Here is a 23,995-nt window from a genome sequence, read left to right on the forward strand (position 1 = left end):
GCCCGTGCCGAAACTGCTCGAAGTCGTACGGAATCCCGTCGCGTACGTCGCGGCCCGCTGGACCCCTACCCAGCGCACGCTGCGACGCGCCACCTTCACCGCGCTCGCGGCCAGCGTCCTGATCATCGTGACGGGCGCGGCGGTCCGGCTGACCGGTTCCGGTCTCGGCTGCGAGACCTGGCCCAAGTGCGGCGACGACAGCCTGGTCGCCACCTCCGAGATGGGCGTGCACGGCGCCATCGAGTTCGGCAACCGGCTGATGACGTACGTCGTGTGCGCCGCCATCGGCTGGGCGATCGTGACGGCACGCTCGGTCAAGCCCAAGCGCCTGGCGCTGGGCCGCTGGGCCTGGGGACAGTTCTGGCTGGTCATCGCGAACGGCGTGATCGGCGGCATCACCGTGCTGACGGAGCTGAACCCGTACACCGTCGCCGGACACTTCCTGCTGGCCACGGCACTGCTCACGGTCGCGACGATCACCTGGCTGCGGGCTCGGGAGGGCGACGCCCCACCGCGTCCGTTGGTGGGTTCCCCGGTACGGAAGCTGGCCTGGGGACTCACGGCCGCGACCGCGGCGTTGATCGTGGTCGGCACCGGCGTCACCGGTTCGGGACCGCATGCCGGGGACAGCAGTGACGTACCGCGGATGCCGATGGACTGGGAGACCGTCGCCCGTGTGCACGCGGCGCTGGCCTGGCTCGTGGTGGCCTTGACGGTGGTGCTGTGGCTGGCGCTGCGGGCGATGGACGCGCCGGCCGGGCCCCGGGGCCGGACCCGCGAGTTGTTCCTCGTGCTGCTGGGGCAGGGCGCCATCGGCTATGTGCAGTACCTGACCGAACTCCCCGAGGTACTGGTGGGGCTGCACCTGCTCGGTTCGGCGCTGGTGTGGATCGCGATGCTGCGCGTGATGCTGTCCCTGCGGGAGCGCGGCCTGCCGGACGGCGCGGCGGAGCGTCCGAGGACCGCGGGCAGTACGGACACCCGGGACGCCGGGGACGCCGCGAGCGAACCTAACGCCGCTGAAGACAACGAGCCGGGCGTCCCGGCGACCGTTTCGGCGCCCTCCCGGGAAGCCACCGACACCGATCCGCTGACGACCAGCGGTTAGCTCGCGTCGTTCGCCTGGCACCCGTCACCGCGTCGTGTGAGTCGCGGGACCGTACACCCGGGGTGAGCGAGATCGCGTCCGGCCACGGTCGCCCCATTCGCCTACCCGCCGGTAGCATCCGGTGCATGACAGACACAGCGCAGGCGGAGGACAACGGTCCGGACCGCCCGGCACCATCCGGCAGCCGCCGGGACGAACGGCGCACCGTACGGCTCGCCAACCGCATCGGCGCCTTCGCCCAGGCACACGGGGGCAAGGCACAGGGGCAGATCGCCTACCTGGGGCAGCGCGGCGTACGTCTCGTCCTGGTGGCTGAGGACGGCACCTGGGGCGACCAGGTGGCACCCTCACGCGCGATGGCCGAGCAGGCCGCCGAGAGGGCCGGGGTCACCCTGCACGACACGCTGGACGGGGAGTTGGCCGGCAGGATGCGTACCGGGCCCTACGAGTGGTCCCGGATGGCCGGCATCCAACTCGGCGGCGGCACTGCCGGGAACTGAGACCGGGAACTGAGCCGGCCGGGAAGCGGGCGGCCAGAGCCGATCAGGTCAGCCCCGCCGGGTCCCGACACCCGCTCGGCGGGTTCGCGAGGGCGGCCCGGACTCCGTACGGTTCCGGGCCGCCCTCGTGCGTACGACAAGCCGGCGCCGCGCGAGCACGGGGACAACGGGGACGGAAGCACGGGCGGGAGCCACGTGAGTGCCGGTCAGGGGGCGACAAGCACCCGGGCCCGCGACGCGGCGCCGCGCCAGGTGCGTGGGAGTCAGCGCAGGAAGGGGTCGATCGCGACCGCGACGAACAACAGCGAGACGTACGTGATCGACCAGTGGAAGAGCCGCATCTCCTTCAGCTTGGCGCCGGTGACACCCTCCTTGGCGCGCCGCTGCAGGCCGTGCGCCTCCTTGAGCCACCAGGCACCGGCCAGGACCGCCACCAGCGGATAGAACCAGCCGACGTACCCCAACGGCCAGAGCGCCAGCGAGACCGCGACCATCACCCAGCTGTAGGCCACGATCTGCCGAGCGACGACGGTGTTCGCGGCGACCACCGGGAGCATGGGGACACCGACCCGCGCGTAGTCCTCCTTGACCTTCATGGACAGCGGCCAGTAGTGCGGCGGCGTCCAGAAGAAGATCACCATGAAGAGGATGACGGCGGCCCAGCTGACCTCGTTCGTCACGGAGGACCAGCCGATCAGCACCGGCATGCAGCCGGCCACCCCGCCCCAGACGATGTTCTGCGCGGTGCGCCGCTTGAGCAGCATGGTGTAGACGACGACGTAGAACAGCAGCGCGCCCAACGACAGCGCCGCGGACAGCCAGTTGACCAGCAGCCCGAACCACAGCGTGGAGCCGACCGCGAGGCTCAGCCCGAAGACGAGGCCCTCGCGGGGCGTGACCATCCCGGTCACCAGCGGGCGCTGCGAGGTACGGGACATCAGCGCGTCGATGTCCCGGTCCAGGTACATGTTGAGCGCGTTCGCCCCGCCGGCGGACAGATAGCCGCCGACACAGGTGAACACCACCAGCGGCAGGTCCGGGACACCCTGCGCGGCCAGGAACATCACCGGAATCGTGGTGATCAGCAGCAGTTCGATGATGCGCGGCTTCGTGAGCGCGATGAACGCCTTCACCAGGGCACCGACCGGCCGGTGACGGGTGCCGGGCTCCAGCACCCCCGCGGGACGGGATTCGACGGCCGTCACGAACACCCCTGATCGCCTCATGGACAAGCGAGTTCCCAGGCCGGAGGGCCCTGGGAAGGCTCGCACTTAGCACGCCACTCTAGACGTTGGCCATACGCGACCCACCTCGGGGGTCGGTCGTGTTGACGGCCCGCACATCCCGAGCGGGAGAGCCGGAGCCGGAGGGCCAGATCGTCTCCGGTCGCCCGCGCGAGAGGGACGCGTACGGCCCACCCGACCGGCGTACGACGGCGAGTGCCCAGAGGGTGAGCACGGACCAGCACGGTCACGGGACAGCGGTACGCTCGGGGCTGTCCGGTGAACCGTCACACCGGGCGTTCGACACGTCCTGTGGAGAGGAGCCCTGACGCAGGGTGAGCAACAAGCCGACCACCGGCCTGGACTGGACCGATCTGGACCAGCGTGCCGTGGATACCGTCCGAGTCCTGGCCATGGATTCCGTGCAGAAGGTCGGCAACGGCCACCCCGGCACGGCGATGAGCCTGGCACCCGCCGCCTACACGGTCTTCCAGAAGCTGATGCGGCATGACCCGACCGACCCGGACTGGAGCGGACGGGACCGCTTCGTGCTGTCCGTCGGCCACTCCAGCCTGACCCTCTACATCCAGCTGTACCTCGCGGGGTACGGCCTCGAGCTCGACGACCTGAAGGCCTTCCGTACGTGGGACAGCCGTACGCCCGGCCATCCGGAGCACGGCCACACCGTGGGCGTGGAGACGACGACCGGACCGCTCGGCCAGGGCGTGGCGAACGCCGTGGGCATGGCCATGTCAGCGCGGTACGAGCGCGGCCTGTTCGACCCGGACGCCGCCGCCGGCAGCTCCCCCTTCGACCACACCATCTGGTGCTTCGCGGGCGACGGCTGCCTGCAGGAGGGGATCTCCGCGGAGGCGTCGTCCCTGGCCGGCCACCAGAAGCTCGGCAACCTGGTGCTGCTGTGGGACGACAACCACATCTCCATCGAGGGTGACACCTCGGTCGCCATCTCCGAGGACACCGCCGCGCGTTACGAGGCCTACGGCTGGCACGTACAGCGCGTCGACCCGTTGCCCAGCGGTGACCTGGACCCGGCCGCGTTGTACGCCGCGCTGCGGGCCGCGCAGGCCGAGACCGACCGCCCGTCCTTCGTCGCGGTCCGCTCGATCATCGCCTGGCCGGCGCCGAACGCCCAGAACACCGGCGCCGCGCACGGCTCCGCGCTGGGCGCGGAGGAGGTCGCGGAGACCAAGCGGGTCCTCGGCTTCAACCCGGAGAAGGACTTCGAGGTGACCGACGAGGTCCTGGCGCACGCGCGCGGCGCCGTGGACCGCGGCCGGGAGGCGCACGCCGAGTGGGACCGGCGGTTCGCCGACTGGCGCGCCGCGAACCCGGCGCGGGCGGCCGAGCACGACCGCATCCGCAAGGACGAACTGCCCCTCGGCTGGGAGGAGAAGCTCCCCAGCTTCGAGGCCGGCGAGTCCGCCAGCATGGCCACCCGCAAGGCGTCCGGCGCCGTCCTCAAGGCCCTGGGGCCGGTGATCCCCGAGCTGTGGGGCGGTTCCGCCGACCTCGCGGGCTCGAACAACACCACCTTCGCGGACACCTCCTTCCTGCCCGTGGGCAACGGCTCGCCGGGCGCCGACCCGTACGGCCGCACGGTGCACTTCGGCATCCGGGAGCACGCGATGGCCGCCGCGATGAACGGCATCGCGCTGCACGGGAACACCCGGATCTACGGCGGCACGTTCCTGACCTTCTCGGACTACATGCGGAACGCCGTGCGGCTGGGCGCGCTGATGAAGGCGCCGGTCACGCACGTGTGGACGCACGACTCCATCGGCCTGGGCGAGGACGGACCGACCCACCAGCCGATCGAGCACCTGGCGTCCCTGCGGGCGATCCCGGGCCTGAACCTCGTACGCCCGGCGGACGCCAACGAGACGGCGCTGGCCTGGGCGGAGATCCTCAAGCGGCACGCCACCCGGCCCGCCCCGCACGGCCTCGCCCTGACCCGGCAGAACGTCCCCACCTACCAGCCCAACGAGAACACCGCGCGGGGCGGGTACATCCATTCCGAGGCCGCGGACGGCAAGCCGGAGGTGGTGCTGATCGGCACCGGCTCGGAGCTGCAGTTGGCCGTCGGCGCGCAGGAGTTGCTGCGGGCCGAGGGAGTGGCCGCACGGGTCGTCTCGATGCCGTGCGTGGAGTGGTTCGAGGAGCAGGACCAGGGGTACCGCGACACCGTGCTGTTGCCGCGCGTACGGGCCCGGGTGGCCGTGGAGGCCGGCGTGGGCATGTCCTGGCACAAGTACGTCGGGGACGCCGGCCGGATCGTCTCGCTGGAGCACTTCGGAGCGTCCGCCGACTACGAGACCCTCTACCGCGAATACGGCCTCACCGCCGAGGCGGTCGCCCAGGCCGCCCGGGAATCCCTCCAGGCCGCCGCACGCTGACGTCCGTACTCGACCAGTAGGAGATGCATTTCCCATGACAGACGCACTCAAGCGCCTGACCGACGAGGGCGTCGCGATCTGGCTGGATGACCTGTCGCGCAAGCGGATCACCTCGGGCGAGCTGGGCGAACAGCTCGACGAGCAGCACGTCGTCGGCGTCACGACAAACCCGACCATCTTCCAGAAGGCGATCTCGGGCGGCGACGGATACGAGGAGCAGCTCGCCGACCTCGCCGCCCGCGGGGTGACGGTCGAGGAAGCCGTCCGCATGATCACCACCGCCGACGTACGGGACGCCTGCGACATCCTGCGTCCGCTCTACGACGCCACCGACGGGCAGGACGGCCGGGTATCCATCGAGGTGGACCCGCGGCTGGCGCACGACACCAAGGCGACCGTCGCCGAGGCGAAGCAGTTGGCCTGGTTGGTGGACCGGCCGAACGCCTTCGTCAAGATCCCCGCCACCAAGGCCGGCCTGCCCGCGATCACCGAGACGATCGCCCGGGGCATCAGCGTCAACGTCACGCTGATCTTCTCGCTGGACCGGTATCGCGAGGTGATGGACGCCTACCAGTCCGGCCTGGAGAAGGCGGACGCCAAGGGGCTGGACCTGGCGGCGATCCGTTCGGTCGCCTCCTTCTTCGTCTCCCGGGTGGACACGGAGATCGACAAGCGGCTGGACGAGCGGAACACCCACCAGGCCAAGGACCTGAAGGGCAAGGCGGCCCTCGCCAACGCCCGGCTGGCCTACCAGGCGTACGAGAAGGTGGTCGCCGCGGACCGCTGGCAGGCGCTCGCCCGCCGGGGCGCCCACGTGCAGCGTCCGCTGTGGGCCTCCACCGGGGTGAAGGACCCGGCCTACCCGGACACCCTGTACGTCACCGAGTTGGTCGCGCCGAACACCGTCAACACCATGCCGGAGGCGACCCTCGAGGCCACCGACGACCACGGGGAAATCACCGGCGACACCGTACGCGGCACGTACAAGCAGGCCCGCGCGGACCTGGACGCGCTGGCGGCGGTGGGCATCAGCTACGACGATGTGGTGCAGGTGCTGGAGGACGAGGGCGTGGAGAAGTTCGCCACCTCCTGGAACGAACTGCTGAGCTCCACCGAGGCGGAGTTGAGGCGCCTCGCGCCGAAGGAGGCGTAGTCGACAGTGAGCAGCGCGGCCGACCCCGTCAACCCGCTGCGTGACCCCCAGGACCGGCGGCTCCCGCGTATCGCGGGACCGTCGGGCCTGGTCATCTTCGGGGTCACGGGCGATCTGTCCCGTAAGAAGCTGATGCCGGCGGTGTACGACCTGGCGAACCGCGGCCTGCTGCCGCCCGGCTTCTCGCTCGTGGGCTTCGCCCGCCGCGACTGGGAGCACGAGGACTTCGCCCAGGTGGTGCACGACGCGGTGCGGGAGCACGCGCGTACGCCCTTCCGGGAGGAGGTCTGGCAGCAACTGGCCGAGGGGATGCGCTTCGTGCCGGGGGTCTTCGACGACGACGCGGCGTTCCAGCGACTCCGGTCGACGGTCGAGGAGCTGGACAAGTCACGTGGCACGGGCGGCAACTTCGCCTTCTACCTCTCGGTGCCGCCGAAGTTCTTCCCCACCGTGGTCGCACAGCTCAAGCGGCACGGGCTGTCGTCCGGCGAGACGGGACAGTGGCGCCGCGCGGTCATCGAGAAGCCGTTCGGGCACGACCTCGCGAGCGCCCGGGAGCTGAACCAGGTGGTGCACGAGGTATTCCGGCCCAGCGAGGTCTTCCGCATCGACCACTACCTGGGCAAGGAGACCGTTCAGAACATCCTCGCGCTGCGCTTCGCGAACACCATGTTCGAGCCGCTGTGGAACCGGTCGTACGTCGACCACGTGCAGATCACCATGGCGGAGGACATCGGCATCGGCGGACGGGCCGGCTACTACGACGGCATCGGTTCGGCGCGGGACGTCATCCAGAACCACCTGCTACAACTCCTCGCGCTGACCGCGATGGAGGAGCCGGCCTCCTTCCACGCCAAGGCACTGGTCACCGAGAAGCTCAAGGTGTTGAACGCCGTGCGGCTGCCGGCCGACCTGGCCACGCACACGGTGCGCGGGCAGTACGCCGCGGGCTGGCAGGGCGGCCGTAAGGTGCCGGGCTATCTGGACGAGGAGGGCATCGACTCGGAGTCCACCACCGACACCTTCGCCGCGGTGAAGCTGGAGATCGACAACCGCCGTTGGGCGGGCGTGCCCTTCTACCTGCGCACCGGCAAGCGGCTGGGCCGCCGGGTCACCGAGATCGCGGTCGTCTTCCAGCGCGCCCCGCACTCCCCCTTCGGCACCACCGACACCCAGGAGTTGGGACAGAACGCCCTGGTGATCCGGGTGCAACCGGACGAGGGGGTGACCATCCGGTTCGGCTCGAAGGTGCCCGGCACCCAGATGGAGATCCGCGACGTGACCATGGACTTCGCCTACGGCGAGTCCTTCACCGAGTCCAGTCCGGAGGCGTACGAACGGCTGATCCTGGACGTGCTGCTCGGCGACGCGAACCTCTTCCCGCGCCACCAGGAGGTGGAGCGTTCCTGGGAGATCCTGGACCCGGTCGAGGAGCACTGGGCCCGGTACGGCCGGCCCGAGCAGTACCCGGCGGGGACCTGGGGCCCACGGGCCGCGGACGAGATGCTCGCGCGAGACGGACGGAGCTGGCGTCGGCCATGAACATCGACCTCACGGACACCACGTCCAGCCAGATCAACACGGCACTCGTGAACGCCCGGCGGGCCAGCGGTTCACCCGCCGTCGGCATGGTGCTGACCCTGGTGGTCGTCACCGACGAGGGCAATCACTACGACGCGTTGAAGGCCGCGGGCGAGGCGTCGAAGGAGCACCCGTCCCGCATCCTCGTGGTGGTACGCCGGCCCGGCCGCTCGCCGCGGGACCGGGCGCTGGCCCGGCTGGACGCCGAGGTGCGCCTCGGCGGGGGCGGTGCGGGCGCGGGCGAGACGGTGCTCCTCCGACTGCACGGCGAACTGGCCTCGCACGCCTACAGCGTGGTGCTGCCGCTGCTGCTGCCGGACGCCCCGGTGGTGGTGTGGTGGCCGGAGGACGCCCCGGAGAATCCGGCCGGGGACCTGCTGGGCAAGCTCGCGCAGCGCAGGATCACCGACGCGGCGGCGACCGAGGACCCGGTGCGTACGCTCGCGCTGCGCTCCGAGACCTACGCGCCGGGTGACACGGACCTCTCCTGGACACGGATCACCCCTTGGCGCAGCGTGCTGGCCTCCGCCCTGGACCAGAAGCACACGACGATCAGCGGCGCCGAGGTGGAGGGCGAGGAGTACAACCCGTCCACGGAACTGCTGGCCATGTGGCTGACGGAGCGACTGCGGGTCCCCGTGCGGCGCGTCACGTCCGTCGGGCCGGGCATCACGGCCGTACGACTGGCGACCGTCGACGGGGAGATCTGCCTGGACCGGGCGCACGGTTCGCTGGCGGAGCTGGCGGTGCCGGGGCAGCCGGACCGGCACGTCGCGCTGCACCGGCGTACGACGGCCGAGCTGATCGCCGAGGAGCTGCGCCGGCTCGACCCGGACGAGGCGTACGAGCAGGCGGTACGGCTCGGGGTGCATCGGCTGGCCGAGCCGCGGCAGGGCGGCCGGGGCCGGGGGGAGGATGTCGAGGCCGGCGGTTCGTCCGGCGGCTCCGATGACTCCGGGGAGACCGATCAGTCCGGTGAGTCCGGTGAGTCCGCCAGCTCCGACGAGGGTTCGGAGGCCCCGCGGTGACCGCGCCCGGACAACTCGTGGTGCATCCCGACGCGCGGGCCGTGGCGGAGGCCGCGGCGGCCCGACTGGCCACCACGCTGGTGACGGCGCAGGCGGAGCGCGGTTCCGCCGCCGTCGTGCTGACCGGTGGCCGGGGCGGCAACGGCCTGCTGACCGCGCTCGCCGGCTCCCCGGCTCGGGACTCCGTCGACTGGTCCCGGTTGGACGTGTGGTGGGGCGACGAACGCTTCCTGCCGGAGGGCGATCCGGAACGCAACGTCACACAGGCGACCGAGGCGCTCCTGAGGGACGTGCCGCTGGACGCCGCCCGCGTACACCCCATGCCCGCCGCCGACGGCGCGGACGTGGACGAGGCGGCGGCGGCGTACGCCGAGCGGCTGGCGGCGGCCGCCGGCCCGGCGGACCACGGGCCCGTACCGGCCTTCGACGTCCTGCTGCTGGGCGTCGGACCAGACACGCACGTCGCCTCGCTGTTCCCGGAGCACCCGGGCGTACGGGAGAGCGAGCGCACCGTGGTGGGCGTGCACGGTGCACCCAAGCCGCCACCGACCCGGATCTCGCTGACGCTGCCCGCGATCCGCTCGGCGCGGGAGGTGTGGTTGCTGGCGGCGGGTGCCGACAAGGCACCGGCGGTGGCCACGGCGCTGTCCGGCGCGGGCGAGATCCAGGCACCGGCCGCCGGTGCGTACGGCCGCGCCCGGACGCTCTGGCTGCTGGACAGCGCGGCTGCGGGGCAGCTGCCTCCGGACCTCGCCCCGCCCGTCTCCTCCTGAGCGCGGCCAGCCGTCGGCTCGTACGACCAGCCGGCTCCGGTCAGTCGCCGCCCTCGCGGCTGTCCTCCACCCGCTCGCCCTCGGCCTGGGAGGGTGTCGTCTGCGGCACGTCCGGGTGGCCGTACTCCTCATCGGTCCCCGTGCTGTCGTCGACGCGCTCGCCCTCGGCCTGGGAGGTTGTCCGTTCCATCATCGCGAGCCCCTGTCGGTCGCTCCCGCCGCCGCACCGGCGCCGCACGCTCCGGGTGGCCACCCGGCGGGGCACGAAACGCGCGGTCCGGTCCGGACCCGGGGCCCGTCGCCGGGTGTCACCTGGCGACGGGCCCCGGGTCACTGGGCGAAGGCGTATCCGAGACCGCTGTCTTTCTCGGGCACCTCCGTCCCGTCCGGCAGCTTCCCCGGCGTGAGGGCGTACGCCTCGTCCCCGGCGAGCGTCCGGGCGATGCCCGCGCCGTCGTCGTCCTCGGGCGTGCCGACGGCCAGGTCCTGGTCTCCGTCACCGGTCACGTCCAGCAGCCGCAGCGGCAGGTCCGCGTCGGTGCGCATGGCGCCACCGCTGAGCTGGTTGTTCTTCTCCACGTCCGAGGGCTCGCCGCCGGTGGACTCGTCCACCATCCGCGCCTGCTTCCCGGTCAGCCCCTCGGATCCGCCCCGGAGCAGGATCACGGCGCCGGCGTCCTTCTTGCCGTCCACGTCCTGGGCTGGGACGCCCACGGCCACGTCCGCGTAGCCGTCGCCGTTGACGTCCCCGGCGTCCAGAGCGGCCCCGAACATGCTGCCCTGCCTGTCCTTCCCCGGTACGCCCTCGGTGTCCTGGTCGATCTTCGTCGTGCGCTCCGGGTCGGGCCCCTCCGCCGAGCCGGACAGTACGGCCAGTGGCCCGGCGACCAGCCTCTCGGGGTCGTCCTCGTCCCGCTTCAGGGTACGCAGGACCAGGTCGCCGTAACCGTCGTCGTCGACGTCGCCGACGGTCCCGTTGTCGGCGGGTGGCAGCAGTGAACGGTCCGGCTTCCCGAAGCCCTCCTTCCCGCCGGCGATGTACTCCGCCCGGGACTCCTTCCGGGTCTCGCCCTCGCGCAGGTTCACCAGGTCGTCGGCACCGTCGCCGTTGACGTCCCCGGCGACGAGGCCCTCCGACGTGTCCCGCGTGCCCGGGACCGGACCCACCGCGGCCGGCTTGCCCTCCCGGGTGAACGGGCCCTTGAAGTAGCCTTCCCGCTGGCCGGCGCCGAGCACCAGATCCGCCTTCCGATCCCCGTTGAAGTCGCCGCCGACCAGCGGATACGCCTCGCCCATGCCGCCCGGCACGGAGGCGCCTTGGAGGACGGTGCCCCGCTGCAGACCCTCCGACGAGCCCCAGAGGACGAGCACGCCGACGCCGTCCGATTCGGTCTCCAGTCCGTCCGAGGTGCTGACGAGGTCGGTGTAGCCGTCGCCGTCCAGGTCACGGGCCACCGAGTGGAGGCCGAAGGCCGCCTCCTCCGTCGCTTCGCCGGGCACCGCCTCGTCGGCCTGGCTCAGCACCTGCGTACGGTCCGGTGCCGCACCCTCCGAGCCGTAGCTCACCGCGATGTAGCCGGCGTTGAACTCGCCGTCCACGGCGGCCCCGGGTGCCCCGGTCGCGAGGTCCTCGTGGCCGTCGTTGTCGAAGTCGGCCGTCACCTCGGTGGGGGTACGCGGCTTGTCCGCGCCGGTGCTGCCACCGGACTCGTTGATGCTGCCCCAGGCCACTGGCGCCGCGACGACCGCGGCGACCGTCGCGGCGGCGGCGACGATGGTGCGGGGGGCGTGCCTCTTGCGGTGGGTGCGCTTGTGCGACACGAGTTCTCCTAGCCGGGTGCGTGATCGTCCCGACCCGTGATGGGAACGGTTCACTCGCACCCCGATGTGCGCAGTTCTTTCGCGACCTAGGACAGCCGTCACCGGCACGCCGTTGCACGGCGCCCCGCGGCGATTCGGCGCGCTCCGCCGCCCGGGCCGCCGCGTGAGCCGAACGCCCAGGGCACAGCGCCACGTAGGGATGTGAGGATCCGGTGGAGGGCCCCAGCCGGCCGGATCAGCGGACCGTTTCCGACGACGGTTCGAGCGCCGTGTCGACCGGTCGCTCCAGCACGCGCCGGTCCTCCTCGGGCGGCACGAGGTCCGTTCCCGGACCGGAGTCAGCTGGAGCGGTCCCGGCCCCTCCCGCCGTCAGCCGCGGTCAGCCACGTCCGCGAAGGCGCCGGTAACGATCCACCAGGGTGGCGGTCGAGGCGTCGAGCCCGTCGGTCGACGCGCCCGCCGCCAACGTCGGCTCGACGCGCTTGGCCAGTACCTTGCCCAGCTCAACGCCCCACTGATCGAAGCTGTCGATGTTCCACACCGCGCCCTGTACGAACACCTTGTGCTCGTACAGCGCGACCAACTGCCCCAGCACGGACGGCGACAGCTCGCTGGCGAGCAGCGTGCTGCTGGGTCGGTCACCCTCGAAACAACGGTGCCGCACCAGCTCCGCCGGCACCCCCTCGGCGCGCACCTCGTCGGCGGTCTTGCCGAAGGCCAACGCCTGCCCCTGCGCGAACAGATTGGCCATCAACAGGTCGTGCTGCTCGGCCAGTACTCCCAGCTCCCCGATCGGGCGGGCGAAACCGATCAGGTCAGCGGGCACCAGCGAGGTTCCCTGGTGCAGCAGTTGGTAGTACGCGTGCTGGCCGTTCGTGCCGGGTGTGCCCCAGACGACGGGGCCGGTCTGCCACCTGACCGGTTCTCCGTCGCGGTCCACCGACTTGCCGTTGGACTCCATGTCGAGTTGTTGCAGATAGGCCGGGAACTTGGCCAGGTAGTGCGAATACGGCAGTACGGCGTGGGTCTGGGCGTCGTAGAAGCCCCGGTACCAGACCCCCAACAACCCCATCAGCATCGGTGCGTTGTGTTCCACCGGTGCGGTACGGAAGTGCTCGTCGACCAGTCGGAAGCCGTCCAGCATCTCCCGGAAGCGCACCGGCCCGATGGCGATCATCAGCGAGAGACCGATCGCAGAGTCGTAGGAGTACCGACCGCCCACCCAGTCCCAGAACTCGAACATGTGCTCCGGGTCGATGCCGAACGCCGACACCTCGGCGGTGTTCGTCGACACCGCGACGAAGTGCTTCGCGACCGCCGATTCCTCCGCACCCAGGCAGTCCAGCAGCCACGCCTTCGCGACCCTGGCGTTGGTCAGGGTCTCCTGGGTGGTGAAGGTCTTGGAGGCGACGATGAACAGCGTCCGCTCCGGGTCCAGATCCCGCAGCGCCTCGTGCAGGTCGGCACCGTCCACGTTGGAGACGAAACGGACGTCCAGGTCGCGCTGAGCGTACGGCCGCAGCGCCTCGTACGCCATCGCCGGCCCGAGGTCGGAGCCGCCGATGCCGATGTTGACGACCGTGCGGATGGGCAGCCCGGTGTGCCCGGCCCACTGGCCGGCGCGTACGGCATCCGCGAAGGCGCTCATCCGGTCCAGCACGGAGTGCACCCCCGGCACCACGTCCTCACCGTCCACCTCGATCACCACGTCCCGTGGCGCGCGCAGCGCGGTGTGCAGCACCGCCCGGCCCTCGGTGACGTTGATCTTCTCACCGCGGAACATCGCGTCCCGCAACCCGGCCACGTCCACCGCCTCCGCCAGGTCCCGCAGCAACCGCAGTGTCTCCTCGGTCACCAGGTGCTTGGAGTAGTCCAGATACAGGTCGCCGACCTCGACGCCGTGTCGCACGGCACGCTCGGGGTCGCCGTCGAAGAGTTCCCGCAGCCCGGTGTCCCCCAGCTTGTCCCGGTGCTGCGCCAGTGCGCGCCACTGGGGCAGTTGGTCCAGTCGGGTACGCCCTGCCGCGTTCGTGTGCGTCATGCTCGAAGTCCGTCCTCGTCCGTACGTGCCCCCGCCGACACCCAACCTAGTGCCGAACACCCACCACCCGGTGAACCGCTCACGGACGAGGCGGAATCCTGGAACTCCCCGCTGCGCCCCTACACCTCGCCGCGCAGCCGAGCCAGTGCCTCGGCCAGGATCGCCTCGCCGTCCTCGGGGCTGCGCCGTTCCCGTACGTAGGCCAGGTGTGACTTGTACGGCTCGGAGCGTGGCGGATCGGGCGGGTTGTCCTGGTCGGTGCCGGCCGGGAAGCCACAGCGTGGACAGTCCCAGGTCTCCGGGATCTGGGCGTCGCCGGCGAAGCTCGGCTGGGTCTCGTGGCCGTTCGCACACCAGAACGAGATACGCAGACGGGGCGCGGACTCGCCTCGTGCGGATTCGCCCATGGGCCCCGCTCCGATCCGGCTGCCCCGGATCGCGTTGCCACCTGTCACGGTCGTCACTCCCTGCCTCGCGGTGCTGCCGAGCGGCCGCGGACGGGAGACGTCGTGCGCGCTCGCGTGCCGCGCGCCCGGAGATCCGGGCGGAACGCCGTGTCCTGCCGCCCCGGCCGCACGAAACGACCTGGTGCCGCATCGGCAAGCCTGGCCGATGCGGCACCAGTCTACGTAGGACGTAACGCACGTCCAGGGTGCGGAGTTACTGCTTCCGCCCACCGGCACGAAGCGTGCGGACGGTCAGTTGAACTTCATCAGCAGGCCGAGCACCACGATCACGGCTGTCCAGACGAGCGCGACCACCACGGTGATGCGGTCCAGGTTGCGCTCGGCGACCGACGAGCCGCCGACGGAGCTCTGCATCCCGCCACCGAACATGTCGGAGAGACCGCCACCCTTGCCCTTGTGCATCAGCACCAGCAGCATCAACAGTGCGCTGACGACGAGCAGGGCGATAGAGAACCCCATGACCACGGCTGGACCAACTCTCTCGGACGGTTTGTTTGCGGGCGTTCACGGATCGGACGGGGAGGGACGACGGCCCGATCCCCGACAGCGTACGACGAGTCCTCACCCGCCGTCACTCGTCACTGATCGCGAAAGCGGACGATCTTCACGAACTCGTCCACGTCCAGGGCCGCGCCACCCACCAGCGCCCCATCCACATCGGGCTTGTCCATGATCGCGGCGACGTTCCCGGACTTCACGGAGCCGCCGTACTGGATGCGGACGGCCTCCGCCACACTCGCATCGTACAGCTCGCCGAGGCGACGCCGGATGGCGTGACAGACCTCCTGGGCGTCCTCCGGGGTGGCGACCTCGCCGGTGCCGATGGCCCACACCGGTTCGTACGCGACCACCAGGGTCGCGGCCTGCTCGGCGGTGACTCCGCGCAGGCCACCGTCCAGCTGGGCGAGGGTGTGCTCGATCTGGCTGCCGGCTTTGCGTACCTCCAGCGGCTCCCCGACGCACAGGATGGGGGTGAGGTCGTTCCGGAAGGCGGCGAGCACCTTTGCGTTGCACAGGTCCTCGTCCTCGCCGTGGTACTGGCGCCGCTCGGAGTGCCCGACGGTGACGTACGTGCAGTGCAGCTTGGCCAGCATCGGCCCGGCGACCTCGCCGGTGTAGGCACCGGAGTCGTGCGCCGAGATGTCCTGGGCGCCGTACCGGATGCGCAGCTTGTCGCCGTCGACCAGGGTCTGCACCGAACGCAGGTCGGTGAACGGCGCCAGCACGGCGACCTCCACCGCCTCGTGGTCCTTGTCGGCCAGCGCGAACGCCAACTTCTGGACGTGCGCGATGGCTTCGAGATGGTTGAGGTTCATCTTCCAGTTGCCCGCCATCAGGGGCATGCGGCTGCTCATCGGGCCGTTGTCTCCTTGTTCGCGTCCAGACCCGCACGGCGCGCGGGCACGGATGGGGTGTTGGTCTGCGTACGACCGGCCGGACGCCCGTCGCTCACTGGTCCTCCAGCGCGGCGAGGCCGGGCAGCGTCTTGCCCTCGAGATACTCCAGGCTGGCGCCACCGCCGGTCGAGATGTGCCCGAAGGCGTGTTCGTCGAAGCCGAGAAGACGCACGGCCGCGGCACTGTCACCACCGCCGACCACCGTGAACGCCGGCTCGCCTCCCGGAGCGCGGGCGTCCAGCAACCCCTGCGCGACGGCCCTGGTGCCCTCGGCGTAGTCGGGATGCTCGAAGACGCCCATCGGGCCGTTCCAGAAGACGGTGGCGGCGTCGGCCAGCTTCGCGGCGTACAGCTCGCGGCTCCGCGGCCCGATGTCCAGCCCCATCAGCTCCGCCGGGATGGCTTCCACCGGCACCGACCGCGGGTCCGCCGGCGCCTTCGTACCCAGGTCCGGGAACTCCGCCCCGGCGAGCACGTCCACCGGCAGGACGAACTCCACGCCCCGCTCCCGCGCGCGCTCCAGATAGCCGCGCACCGCCGGCAGCTGGTCCTCCTGCAACAACGAGGAACCGACCTCGTGGCCCTGGGCCTTGAGGAAGGTGTACGCCATGCCACCGCCGATGAGGATGCGGTCGGCCTTGTCCAACAGGTGGTCGATGACCCCCAGCTTGTCGGAGACCTTGGCGCCGCCGAGCACCACCGCGTACGGCCGGCTGACGTCCTCGGTGAGCCTCCTCAGCACCCCGACCTCCGTGCTGATCAGCCCGCCGGCGGCGTGCGGCAGCCGGGCCGGCAGGTCGTACACCGAGGCGTGTTTACGATGGACCGCGCCGAAGCCGTCACCGACGTAGCAGTCCGCGAGCGCGGCGAGCCGTACGGCGAAGTCCTCGCGCTCGGCGTCGTCCTTGCTGGTCTCGCCGGGGTTGAAGCGGAGGTTCTCCAGTAGCGCGACAGCCCCCTCGGGCAGCGCGTGGACGGTCTCCCGGGCGCTGGCCCCCACGGTGTCGGTGGCGAAGGCGACCTTGTCGCCCCGCGTCGAGTCGCCCAGCAACTCGGTGAGGCGCCGCGCCACCGGGGCCAACGAGAAGCGGGCTTCCGGGGCTCCCTTCGGGCGCCCCAGATGGGAGGCGACGACCACTCTGGCACCGGCCTCGGCGAGCCTGCGGATGGTCGGTACGGCCGCCCGGATGCGGCCGTCGTCGGTGATGGTCTCGCCATCGAGCGGAACGTTCAGGTCGGCGCGGACGAAGACCCGCTTTCCCGCGACCTGAAGGTCATCGATCGTCTTCATGCGTGCAGGGCTCCCTTGGAGACAAGCTGGGGACTGGTCCCGGACAGGTCACAGGGCCCACGGCGGGCGCTCGTCGCGCCCCCGCGGGCCCTGGCCCGGTTCGGTGTCGAGACTGCGCGTCACACAGCGGTCAGAGCCGGCTGCCGACGTGCCTCGTGAGGTCGACGAGCCGGTTGGAGTAACCCCACTCGTTGTCGTACCAGCCGACGATCTTGACTTGACGACCCTGGGCCATCGTCAGGGCGGAGTCGAAGGTGCAGGACGCCGGCCAGTTGACGATGTCCGAGGAGACGATCGGGTCCTCGGTGTACTCCAGGTAGCCCTTCAACTCGCCCTCGGCGGCCTTCTGGAAGGCCGCGTTGACCTCCTCGCGGGTGACCTCACGGTCCAGCTCCAGCACCAGGTCGGTGACCGAACCCGTCGGCACCGGGACGCGCATCGCGATGCCGTCCAGCTTGCCCTTGAGGTGCGGCAGCACCAACGCGGTGGCCTTGGCGGCGCCCGTGGAGGTCGGGATGATGTTCTCCGCCGCGGCCCGGGCCCGCCGCAGGTCCTTGTGCGGGAAGTCCAGGATGCGCTGGTCGTTGGTGTAGGCGTGGACCGTCGTCATCATGCCCTTGGTGAGGCCGAAGCTCTCGTCGGCCACCTTCGCCATCGGCGCGACGCAGTTCGTCGTGCAGGAGGCGTTCGAGATGACGTGGTGCTTCGCCGGGTCGTACGCGTCCTGGTTGACGCCCATCACGATGGTGATGTCCTCCTCCTTGGCCGGAGCCGAGATGAGGACCTTCCTCGCGCCGGCGGAGAGGTGCTTGGCGGCGTCGTCACGCTTGGTGAAGATGCCCGTGGACTCGATGACGACGTCGGCGCCCAGGTCGCCCCAGGGCAGCTGGGCCGGGTCACGCTCGGCCATCGTCTTGAAGGTCTGGCCGCCCACCGTGATGGTGTCGTCGGTGTGGCTGACCTCCTGCCGGAGGCGGCCGAGAATGCTGTCGTACTTCAGCAGGTGCACCAGAGTCGCGTTGTCGGTCAGGTCATTGACACCAACGACCTCAACGTCCGCTCCCTGCTCCAGGAGCGCGCGGAAGTAATTGCGACCGATGCGGCCGAAGCCGTTGATGCCTACGCGGATCGTCACGAACCGATCTCCTCGTTTGCTGTGCCGGCACGGACACCGGCGATGCTGTATGGGCTGTCCCCGACCACTTCCGAGCCTACCGCGCCGGGTCGCGGGGAGTGACATCGGCCAGTGGCTGCGAAGCGGACTCCACCGGGCCGTTGACGCCCCTCGGGACCGTTCCGCGGGGCTCTCACACACCACTCGTAAGAGCTGGGTCGAACATCCGGCCATCCGGCCCGGCGGCCAGGGTCGGGCACCCGACCGACGATCCGGTCAGCCGACCATCTCCTCGGTGAGCGTCGCGTCCGTGCCGGGGATGCCGATGTCCTGGGCGCGCTTGTCGGCCATCGCCAACAACCGCCGGATACGCCCCGCCACCGCGTCCTTGGTCAGCGGCGGGTCGGCCAGGGCGCCCAACTCCTCGAGGGACGCCTGCTTGTGGTCCATCCGCAACCGCCCGGCCGCCGCCAGGTGTTCCGGCACCTCTTCCCCCAGGATCTCCAACGCCCGCTGCACCCGGGCCCCCGCCGCGACCGCCGCCCGGGCTGAGCGGCGCAGGTTGGCGTCGTCGAAGTTCGCCAGTCGGTTGGCGTTGGCCCGGACCTCTCGGCGCACCCGGCGCTCTTCCCAGGCCAGCACGGCCTCGTGCGCGCCGAGCCGGGTGAGCAGCGCCCCGATGCCGTCGCCGTCCCGCACCACAACCCGGTCCACGCCCCGCACCTCACGGGCCTTCGCCGGAATCTGCAACCGCCGCGCGGCTCCGACCAGAGCCAGCGCGGCCTCCGGCCCCGGGCAGGTCACCTCCAGGGAGGAGGAGCGCCCAGGCTCGGTCAGCGAACCGTGCGCGAGGAACGCGCCCCGCCAAGCCGACTCGGCGTCGCAGGTGGCCCCCGAGACCACCTGCGGCGGCAGCCCGCGGATCGGTTGTCCGCGGCCGTCCACCAGCCCCGTCTGGCGGGCCAGTTGGTCGCCGCCGGCCACGACCCGTACGACGTAACGCGAACCGCGCCGCAACCCGCCGGGCGCCATCACCACCAGGTCGGAGGCGTGGCCGAAGATCTCCAGCACGTCCTTGCGCAACCGGCGTGCGGCGACGCCGGTGTCGAGTTCCGCCTCGATCACGATCCGGCCGCTCACCAGGTGCAGGCCACCCGCGAACCGCAGGATCGACGAGACCTCGGCCTTCCGGCAACAGGTCCGGGTGACGGGGAGTCGGGAGATTTCGTCCTTCACCGCTGCCGTCATCGCCATGGGCCGATCCTTCCATGCATCCGAAAAATCCGGTCGTACGCGACGGCCAGCAGCTCCGGATCGTGCCGGGGGCCACCCCCGGACTCCTCGGAACGGCCTGCCAGGGAGACCTCCCCGGGTGCCGCCACAGGTGCCAGCTCGACCGTCGCGCCGAGCAGTCGGGCGGCCTCCACGAGGCTGCCCTGGTCTGGTACCGCAGCTTGGTCGGCCAGCACCACGTCAAAGGCGAGTTTAGGGGCGTGTCGGGCCAAAACCTCCAAATGACGTTGCGGCGAAAATCCGTCCGTTTCCCCTGGCTGCGGCACGAGGTTGAGCGAGAGCACCCGGCGGGCCCGGGTCTCCCGCAGGGCGTCGAGGAGTTCCGGCACGAGCAGGTGCGGGATGACCGAGGAGAACCAGGAGCCCGGTCCGAGCACCACCCAGTCCGCGTCCAGCACCGCCGCCACGGCCTCCGGGACGGCGGGCGGGTCGGACGGCACCAGCCGCACCTCCCGCACCTCGCCCGGGGTCAGGGCGACGTTGGCCTGACCGCACACCGTGGACACCGCCAGCGGCCGGGCCGGATCGTGGCCCCGTACGCTCGCGCGCAACTCCAGCGGCACAGCGGACATGGGCAGCACCCGGCCGTGCGCGCCGAGCAGCTTGCCCACCAGGTCGAGCGCCTGCACGTGGTCGCCCAGCTGCTCCCAGAGCGCGACGATCAGCAGGTTGCCGACGGCGTGGTCGTGCAACTCGCCGTGGCTCGCGAAGCGGTGTTGCACCACCTCGGCCCACGTACGACCCCAGTCGTCGTCCCCGCAGAGCGCCGCCAGAGCCTTGCGGAGGTCACCGGGCGGCAGCACCCCCAACTCGTCTCGCAGCCGGCCACTGGAGCCGCCGTCATCGGCGACGGTCACCACCGCGGTGAGGTCACCGGTGATCCGGCGCAGCGCCGCGAGCGAGGCGGCGAGGCCGGTGCCGCCACCCAGCGCGACCACCTTGGGCTGGGCACCACGGCGTGCGGGACGGCCGGCGCGCCGGAGGCGCAGGGTCCTACGGGGCATTACTCACGTCCCATGTCCCTGTGCACCACCACGGTCTCGATCCCTCCGTCGAACAGTCTGCGGGCGAGCCGCTCGGACATCGCCACCGAGCGGTGCTTGCCGCCCGTACAGCCGACCGCGACGGTGACATACCGCTTGCCCTCCCGGCGATAACCGCTGGCGACGAGCTGCAGCAGCTCGGTGTACTGGTCCAGGAACTCCTTGGCCCCCGGCTGGGCGAAGACGTATCCGGCGACCTCCTCGCTCAGCCCGGTGAACGGCCGCAGCTCCGGTACCCAGTGCGGATTGGGCAGGAAACGGCAGTCCACCACCAGGTCGGCGTCCACCGGCAGGCCGTACTTGTAGCCGAAGGACATCACGGTGGCGCGCAGCTCGGGCTCCTCCTCACCGGCGAACTGCGCGTCCAGCTTGGCCCGCAGCTCGTGCACGTTGAGGCTGGAGGTGTCGATCACCAGGTCGGCGTCCCCGCGCAGCTCGCGCAGCAGGTCCCGCTCGGCGCCGATACCGTCCACGATGCGTCCGTCACCCTGCAGCGGATGCGGGCGGCGTACGGACTCGAACCGGCGCACCAGCGACTCGTCGGACGCCTCCAGGAACACCGTGCGCCGGGTCACGCCCTTGGCGTCCAGTTCGGCCAGGGACTGCTTGAGGTTGTCGAAGAAGCGGCGGCCCCGTACGTCGACGACCGCCGCGATCCGGGCGACGTTCCCCTGGGAGCGCGCGCCGAGGTCGACCATGGTCGGGATCAGCGCGGGGGGCAGGTTGTCCACGACGAACCAGCCCAGGTCCTCCAGGCACTTGGCCGCCGTGCTGCGGCCCGCCCCGGACATGCCCGAGATGATCACGAGTTCGGGAATGGCCGGGTCATCGGCTGACGCCCCTACGGCCGTGCTCACCTGTGCTCCGTCTCTGTGCTGTGCGGGTGCTGAGCTCATGGTGCTGGTCCCCCGTCGTCACTGTGCTTCCTCTTCCACGATCTCACCGGTGGCGGTGTTCACCCCGGACGCCGGTCCCGCCGCCCCGGCGAACGCCGCGACGACCGACTCCGCGGTCTTACGCCCCACTCCGGGCACCTCGCATATCTCCTCGACGGTGGCGGCCCGCAGCCGCTTGACCGAGCCGAAGTGCTTGATCAGCGCCTGCTTCCTGGTCTCGCCGAGCCCGGCCACCGCGTCCAGTGGCCCCGTCCGTAGCGACTTGGAGCGCTTGCCGCGCTGGTAGCGGATGGCGAACCGGTGAGCCTCGTCCCGGGCGCGCTGCAGCAAATAGAGCCCCTCGCTCGTACGGGGCAGCACGACCGGGTCGGTCTCGTGCGGCAGCCACACCTCCTCCAGGCGCTTGGCGAGCCCGCAGACGGCCACATCGTCGACGCCGAGCTCGTCCAGCGCCCGCTGTGCGGCGGCGACCTGCGGTTGCCCGCCGTCGACGACCACCAACTGCGGCGGGTAGGCGAACTTCTTCGGCCTGCCCTCCTCGTCCCGGCCGTGGGCCTCGCCCGGCGGGGAGGCTCCGGCCGGAGCGGCGACGGCGGCGTCCGCCGGGCCGGTCACCACCGAACCTGCCGTCCCCTCGGGGTCGTCGGGGCTCTCAACGCTCGTCGGGTCGTCGGTGCCCACCGGGTCCTCGACCGTGCCCTGGGCATCCTCCGCGCTCTCCGGCCACTCGCCGGTCCGCTGCTTCTCCTGAAGGTAGCGCTTGAAGCGGCGGGTGATCACCTCGTGCATGGCGCGTACGTCGTCCTGGCCGGCGAAGGACCTGATCTGGAACCGGCGGTACTCGCTCTTGCGGGCGAGCCCGTCCTCCAGCACCACCATCGAGGCCACCACGTCGTCGCCCTGCAGATGCGAGATGTCGAAGCACTCGATACGCAACGGGGCGGAGTCCAGGTCCAGCGCCTCGGCGATCTCCTCCAACGCGCGCGAGCGGGTGGTCAGGTCAGACGCCCGCTTGGTCTTGTGCAGCACCAGCGCCTGCTGCGCGTTCCGCTGGACGGTCTCCATCAGCGCCCGCTTGTCCCCGCGGCGCGGGATACGCAGGCTGACGGCCGAGCCACGGTGCCCGGCGAGCCACTGTGCCAGCGGCTCGGACGGCTCCGGCAGTGCCGGGACCAGCACCTCCTTGGGGACGGCGTCTCCCTCTTCCAGGCCGTACAGCTGCTGCAGCGCGTGCTCGACGAGCCCGGCGGTGCCGATCTCCTCGACCTTGTCGGTGACCCAGCCGCGCTGCCCGCGCACCCGGCCGCCCCGTACGTGGAAGATCTGCACGGCGGCCTCCAACTCGTCCTCGGCCACCGCCATCAGGTCCGCGTCCGTGGCGTCTGTGAGCACCACGGCGTTCTTCTCCATCGCGCGGTTCAGCGCCTCGATGTCGTCCCGCAGCTTGGCCGCCCGCTCGTACTCCATCTCCTCAGCGGCGTCCCGCATCCGCTGCTCCAGTCTGCGGACGTACGCCCCGGTGCGCCCGGCCATGAAGTCGCAGAACTCCTCGGCCAGCTCGCGGTGTTCCTCCGGGCTCACCCGACCGACGCAGGGAGCCGAGCACTTGCCGATGTAGCCCAGCAGGCAGGGCCGGCCGATCTGCGCGGAGCGTTTGAACACCCCGGCCGAGCAGGTGCGTACGGGAAAGACCCGCAGCAGCAGGTCGACCGTCTCCCGGATAGCCCAGGCGTGACCGTACGGGCCGAAGTAGCGCACGCCCTTCCGCTTGGGCCCCCGCATCACCTGGACCCGCGGGAACTCCTCGTGCATGGTGACCGCGAGCGACGGGTAGCTCTTGTCGTCGCGGTACTTGACGTTGAACCGGGGGTCGTACTCCTTGATCCAGGAGTACTCCAGTTGCAGTGCCTCGACCTCCGTGCCCACCACCGTCCACTCCACCGACGCGGCGGTGGTGACCATCTGCCGGGTGCGCGGGTGCAGGCCCGCCAGGTCCTGGAAGTAGTTGGCGAGGCGGGAGCGCAGGCTCTTCGCCTTGCCGACGTAGATCACCCGGCGGTGCTCGTCACGGAAGCGGTAGACCCCCGGCGAGTCGGGGATCTGTCCCGGTTCGGGGCGGTAGCTGGACGGGTCGGCCATGTGTCACACCCTACGACCTGAGGGTGACAGCCGACCGGCCGCCGGGAGGGAGCCCGCGCCCCACGGACGCACCGCCCCGCGCACGCCGGCGCGCGTACGGGTAGGGCGCGGGGCAGGCGTACGGCCAATGCGCGCCGGCGCGCACGGCCAAGGTGCGGGGGCAGGCGCACGGGCAGCGCGCCGCCCCTCAGACCCATCCGACGCGGAGCGCCGTCGTGGCGTCCAGCGGTGAGCGACCGGCCTGCGCGGCGAGCAGGCCGGCGCCCTCGGGGGACCGCGTGTAGACCGCTTCGCCCCCACTGACGTAACGGTTCCAGCAGGCGGCGTACGCGTCGGCGGAGCGCCGTTGCCCGCCCAGCACGCTCGGCACCGCGTGGTGGACCACCGCGTGCGACAGCTTGTTCCGGGTGGCCCGGTGGCCCGCCCGCCAGCCCTGCCGGTCGGGGACGTAGCGGGGCAGCAGGTAGCGCGGGTCACCGACCGGGGAGACGGCCTCGTCCAGCGCGGTCACGAAGCACTCCGAGGCCGCCTCAGGCACACCTTCCAGCCCGATCCGGTACGCGCCCTCCGCGTCCGGGGTCAACGAGACCGCCGCCGCCCCGCGCGGCACCAGCCCCGCCTCGCACAGCCCCTCGGCGACGGCGTACGCGATGGCGGTCAGCACCGGCTCGCCGGCGACCCGGCGCAGCTGCCGCGCCCCCGCCACGCCACGC

General features: G+C 71.3%; 21 protein-coding genes. 7 read left to right on the plus strand and 14 right to left on the minus strand.

Annotated elements, in window-relative coordinates:
- The first annotated feature begins 4 nt into the window (after positions 1-4).
- Positions 5-1,108 carry a COX15/CtaA family protein gene (locus AN216_RS18140; protein ID WP_079166726.1) on the plus strand — a complete coding sequence of 368 codons (1,104 nt, stop codon included), beginning with the start codon at positions 5-7 and terminating at the stop codon, positions 1,106-1,108.
- Between the two features lie 125 nt (positions 1,109-1,233).
- Positions 1,234-1,608: a hypothetical protein gene (locus AN216_RS18145; protein WP_070197744.1), complete on the plus strand. Its 375-nt coding sequence runs from the start codon at positions 1,234-1,236 to the stop codon at positions 1,606-1,608.
- A 263-nt stretch (positions 1,609-1,871) separates the two neighbouring features.
- Here the strand turns inward: AN216_RS18145 and AN216_RS18150 are convergent, their stop codons facing one another.
- On the minus strand, positions 1,872-2,813 hold the full coding sequence (locus AN216_RS18150) for a heme o synthase (protein WP_070197818.1): 942 nt from the start codon (positions 2,811-2,813) through the stop codon (positions 1,872-1,874).
- Between the two features lie 353 nt (positions 2,814-3,166).
- Between AN216_RS18150 and tkt the strand changes: the two genes are divergently transcribed.
- From tkt to pgl, 5 genes are read left to right on the plus strand one after another with little or no spacing between them, the layout of a single operon-like run.
- Positions 3,167-5,245, plus strand: a complete 2,079-nt coding sequence (gene tkt / locus AN216_RS18155) for a transketolase (protein WP_070197745.1) — start codon at positions 3,167-3,169, stop codon at positions 5,243-5,245.
- A 34-nt stretch (positions 5,246-5,279) separates the two neighbouring features.
- Positions 5,280-6,398, plus strand: a complete 1,119-nt coding sequence (tal, locus tag AN216_RS18160; protein ID WP_070197746.1) for a transaldolase — start codon at positions 5,280-5,282, stop codon at positions 6,396-6,398.
- Positions 6,399-6,404: 6 nt separating this feature from the next.
- The gene (zwf, locus tag AN216_RS18165) at positions 6,405-7,940 is read left to right on the plus strand and encodes a glucose-6-phosphate dehydrogenase (protein ID WP_070197747.1); all 1,536 of its coding nucleotides are present in this window, start codon (positions 6,405-6,407) and stop codon (positions 7,938-7,940) included.
- Positions 7,937-9,007, plus strand: a complete 1,071-nt coding sequence (gene opcA / locus AN216_RS18170) for a glucose-6-phosphate dehydrogenase assembly protein OpcA (RefSeq protein WP_079166727.1) — start codon at positions 7,937-7,939, stop codon at positions 9,005-9,007. The genes zwf and opcA overlap by 4 nt, the downstream gene beginning before the upstream one ends.
- Positions 9,004-9,780, plus strand: a complete 777-nt coding sequence (gene pgl / locus AN216_RS18175) for a 6-phosphogluconolactonase (RefSeq protein ID WP_070197748.1) — start codon at positions 9,004-9,006, stop codon at positions 9,778-9,780. Before opcA ends, pgl begins: the two co-directional genes overlap by 4 nt.
- A 40-nt stretch (positions 9,781-9,820) precedes the next feature.
- Here pgl and AN216_RS29335 read toward each other — a convergent pair whose 3' ends face one another.
- The 13 genes from AN216_RS29335 to AN216_RS18240 all read right to left on the minus strand — a co-directional run.
- The gene (locus tag AN216_RS29335; RefSeq protein WP_170843159.1) at positions 9,821-9,973 is read right to left on the minus strand and encodes a hypothetical protein; all 153 of its coding nucleotides are present in this window, start codon (positions 9,971-9,973) and stop codon (positions 9,821-9,823) included.
- 137 nt (positions 9,974-10,110) lie between these two features.
- A complete protein-coding gene (locus AN216_RS18185; RefSeq protein WP_070197750.1) occupies positions 10,111-11,601 on the minus strand; it encodes a VCBS repeat-containing protein in 1,491 nt (496 codons plus the stop codon).
- A gap of 379 nt (positions 11,602-11,980) precedes the next feature.
- The gene (gene pgi, locus AN216_RS18190; RefSeq protein ID WP_070197751.1) at positions 11,981-13,642 is read right to left on the minus strand and encodes a glucose-6-phosphate isomerase; all 1,662 of its coding nucleotides are present in this window, start codon (positions 13,640-13,642) and stop codon (positions 11,981-11,983) included.
- A gap of 119 nt (positions 13,643-13,761) precedes the next feature.
- A complete protein-coding gene (locus tag AN216_RS18195) occupies positions 13,762-14,097 on the minus strand; it encodes an RNA polymerase-binding protein RbpA (RefSeq protein WP_079166728.1) in 336 nt (111 codons plus the stop codon).
- 243 nt (positions 14,098-14,340) lie between these two features.
- On the minus strand, positions 14,341-14,574 hold the full coding sequence (gene secG, locus AN216_RS18200) for a preprotein translocase subunit SecG (RefSeq protein ID WP_107402028.1): 234 nt from the start codon (positions 14,572-14,574) through the stop codon (positions 14,341-14,343).
- 113 nt (positions 14,575-14,687) lie between these two features.
- Entirely contained in the window at positions 14,688-15,464 is a 777-nt protein-coding gene (gene tpiA, locus AN216_RS18205) for a triose-phosphate isomerase (protein WP_070197754.1), read from the minus strand.
- A gap of 94 nt (positions 15,465-15,558) precedes the next feature.
- Entirely contained in the window at positions 15,559-16,797 is a 1,239-nt protein-coding gene (locus tag AN216_RS18210; protein WP_070197755.1) for a phosphoglycerate kinase, read from the minus strand.
- 130 nt (positions 16,798-16,927) lie between these two features.
- The gene (gene gap / locus AN216_RS18215; protein WP_070197756.1) at positions 16,928-17,932 is read right to left on the minus strand and encodes a type I glyceraldehyde-3-phosphate dehydrogenase; all 1,005 of its coding nucleotides are present in this window, start codon (positions 17,930-17,932) and stop codon (positions 16,928-16,930) included.
- 255 nt (positions 17,933-18,187) lie between these two features.
- Entirely contained in the window at positions 18,188-19,165 is a 978-nt protein-coding gene (gene whiA, locus AN216_RS18220) for a DNA-binding protein WhiA (RefSeq protein WP_070197757.1), read from the minus strand.
- Positions 19,156-20,208, minus strand: a complete 1,053-nt coding sequence (locus AN216_RS18225; protein ID WP_070197758.1) for a gluconeogenesis factor YvcK family protein — start codon at positions 20,206-20,208, stop codon at positions 19,156-19,158. The genes whiA and AN216_RS18225 overlap by 10 nt, the downstream gene beginning before the upstream one ends.
- Positions 20,208-21,143: an RNase adapter RapZ gene (gene rapZ / locus AN216_RS18230; protein ID WP_170843160.1), complete on the minus strand. Its 936-nt coding sequence runs from the start codon at positions 21,141-21,143 to the stop codon at positions 20,208-20,210. Before rapZ ends, AN216_RS18225 begins: the two co-directional genes overlap by 1 nt.
- Before the next feature lie 18 nt (positions 21,144-21,161).
- A complete protein-coding gene (uvrC, locus tag AN216_RS18235) occupies positions 21,162-23,282 on the minus strand; it encodes an excinuclease ABC subunit UvrC (RefSeq protein ID WP_070197760.1) in 2,121 nt (706 codons plus the stop codon).
- Positions 23,283-23,469: 187 nt separating this feature from the next.
- Positions 23,470-23,995, minus strand: a 526-nt coding sequence (locus AN216_RS18240) for a hypothetical protein (RefSeq protein ID WP_212732722.1), incomplete at its 5' end; no start/stop codon positions are given.

It is taken from the genome of Streptomyces oceani, from assembly GCF_001751245.1.
Lineage (GTDB): Bacteria > Actinomycetota > Actinomycetes > Streptomycetales > Streptomycetaceae > Streptomyces > Streptomyces oceani.

Bases quoted from the DNA above. Each gene is read 5' to 3' on its own strand.
- AN216_RS18145 (WP_070197744.1), top strand. From the start codon at position 1,234: ATGACAGACACAGCGCAGGCGGAGGACAACGGTCCGGACCGCCCGGCA.
- tal (WP_070197746.1), top strand. From the start codon at position 5,280: ATGACAGACGCACTCAAGCGCCTGACCGACGAGGGCGTCGCGATCTGG.
- opcA (WP_079166727.1), top strand. From the start codon at position 7,937: ATGAACATCGACCTCACGGACACCACGTCCAGCCAGATCAACACGGCA.
- AN216_RS29335 (WP_170843159.1), bottom strand. From the start codon at position 9,973: ATGATGGAACGGACAACCTCCCAGGCCGAGGGCGAGCGCGTCGACGAC.
- pgi (WP_070197751.1), bottom strand. From the start codon at position 13,642: ATGACGCACACGAACGCGGCAGGGCGTACCCGACTGGACCAACTGCCC.
- tpiA (WP_070197754.1), bottom strand. From the start codon at position 15,464: ATGAGCAGCCGCATGCCCCTGATGGCGGGCAACTGGAAGATGAACCTC.
- AN216_RS18210 (WP_070197755.1), bottom strand. From the start codon at position 16,797: ATGAAGACGATCGATGACCTTCAGGTCGCGGGAAAGCGGGTCTTCGTC.
- whiA (WP_070197757.1), bottom strand. From the start codon at position 19,165: ATGGCGATGACGGCAGCGGTGAAGGACGAAATCTCCCGACTCCCCGTC.
- AN216_RS18225 (WP_070197758.1), bottom strand. From the start codon at position 20,208: ATGCCCCGTAGGACCCTGCGCCTCCGGCGCGCCGGCCGTCCCGCACGC.
- rapZ (WP_170843160.1), bottom strand. From the start codon at position 21,143: ATGAGCTCAGCACCCGCACAGCACAGAGACGGAGCACAGGTGAGCACG.
- uvrC (WP_070197760.1), bottom strand. From the start codon at position 23,282: ATGGCCGACCCGTCCAGCTACCGCCCCGAACCGGGACAGATCCCCGAC.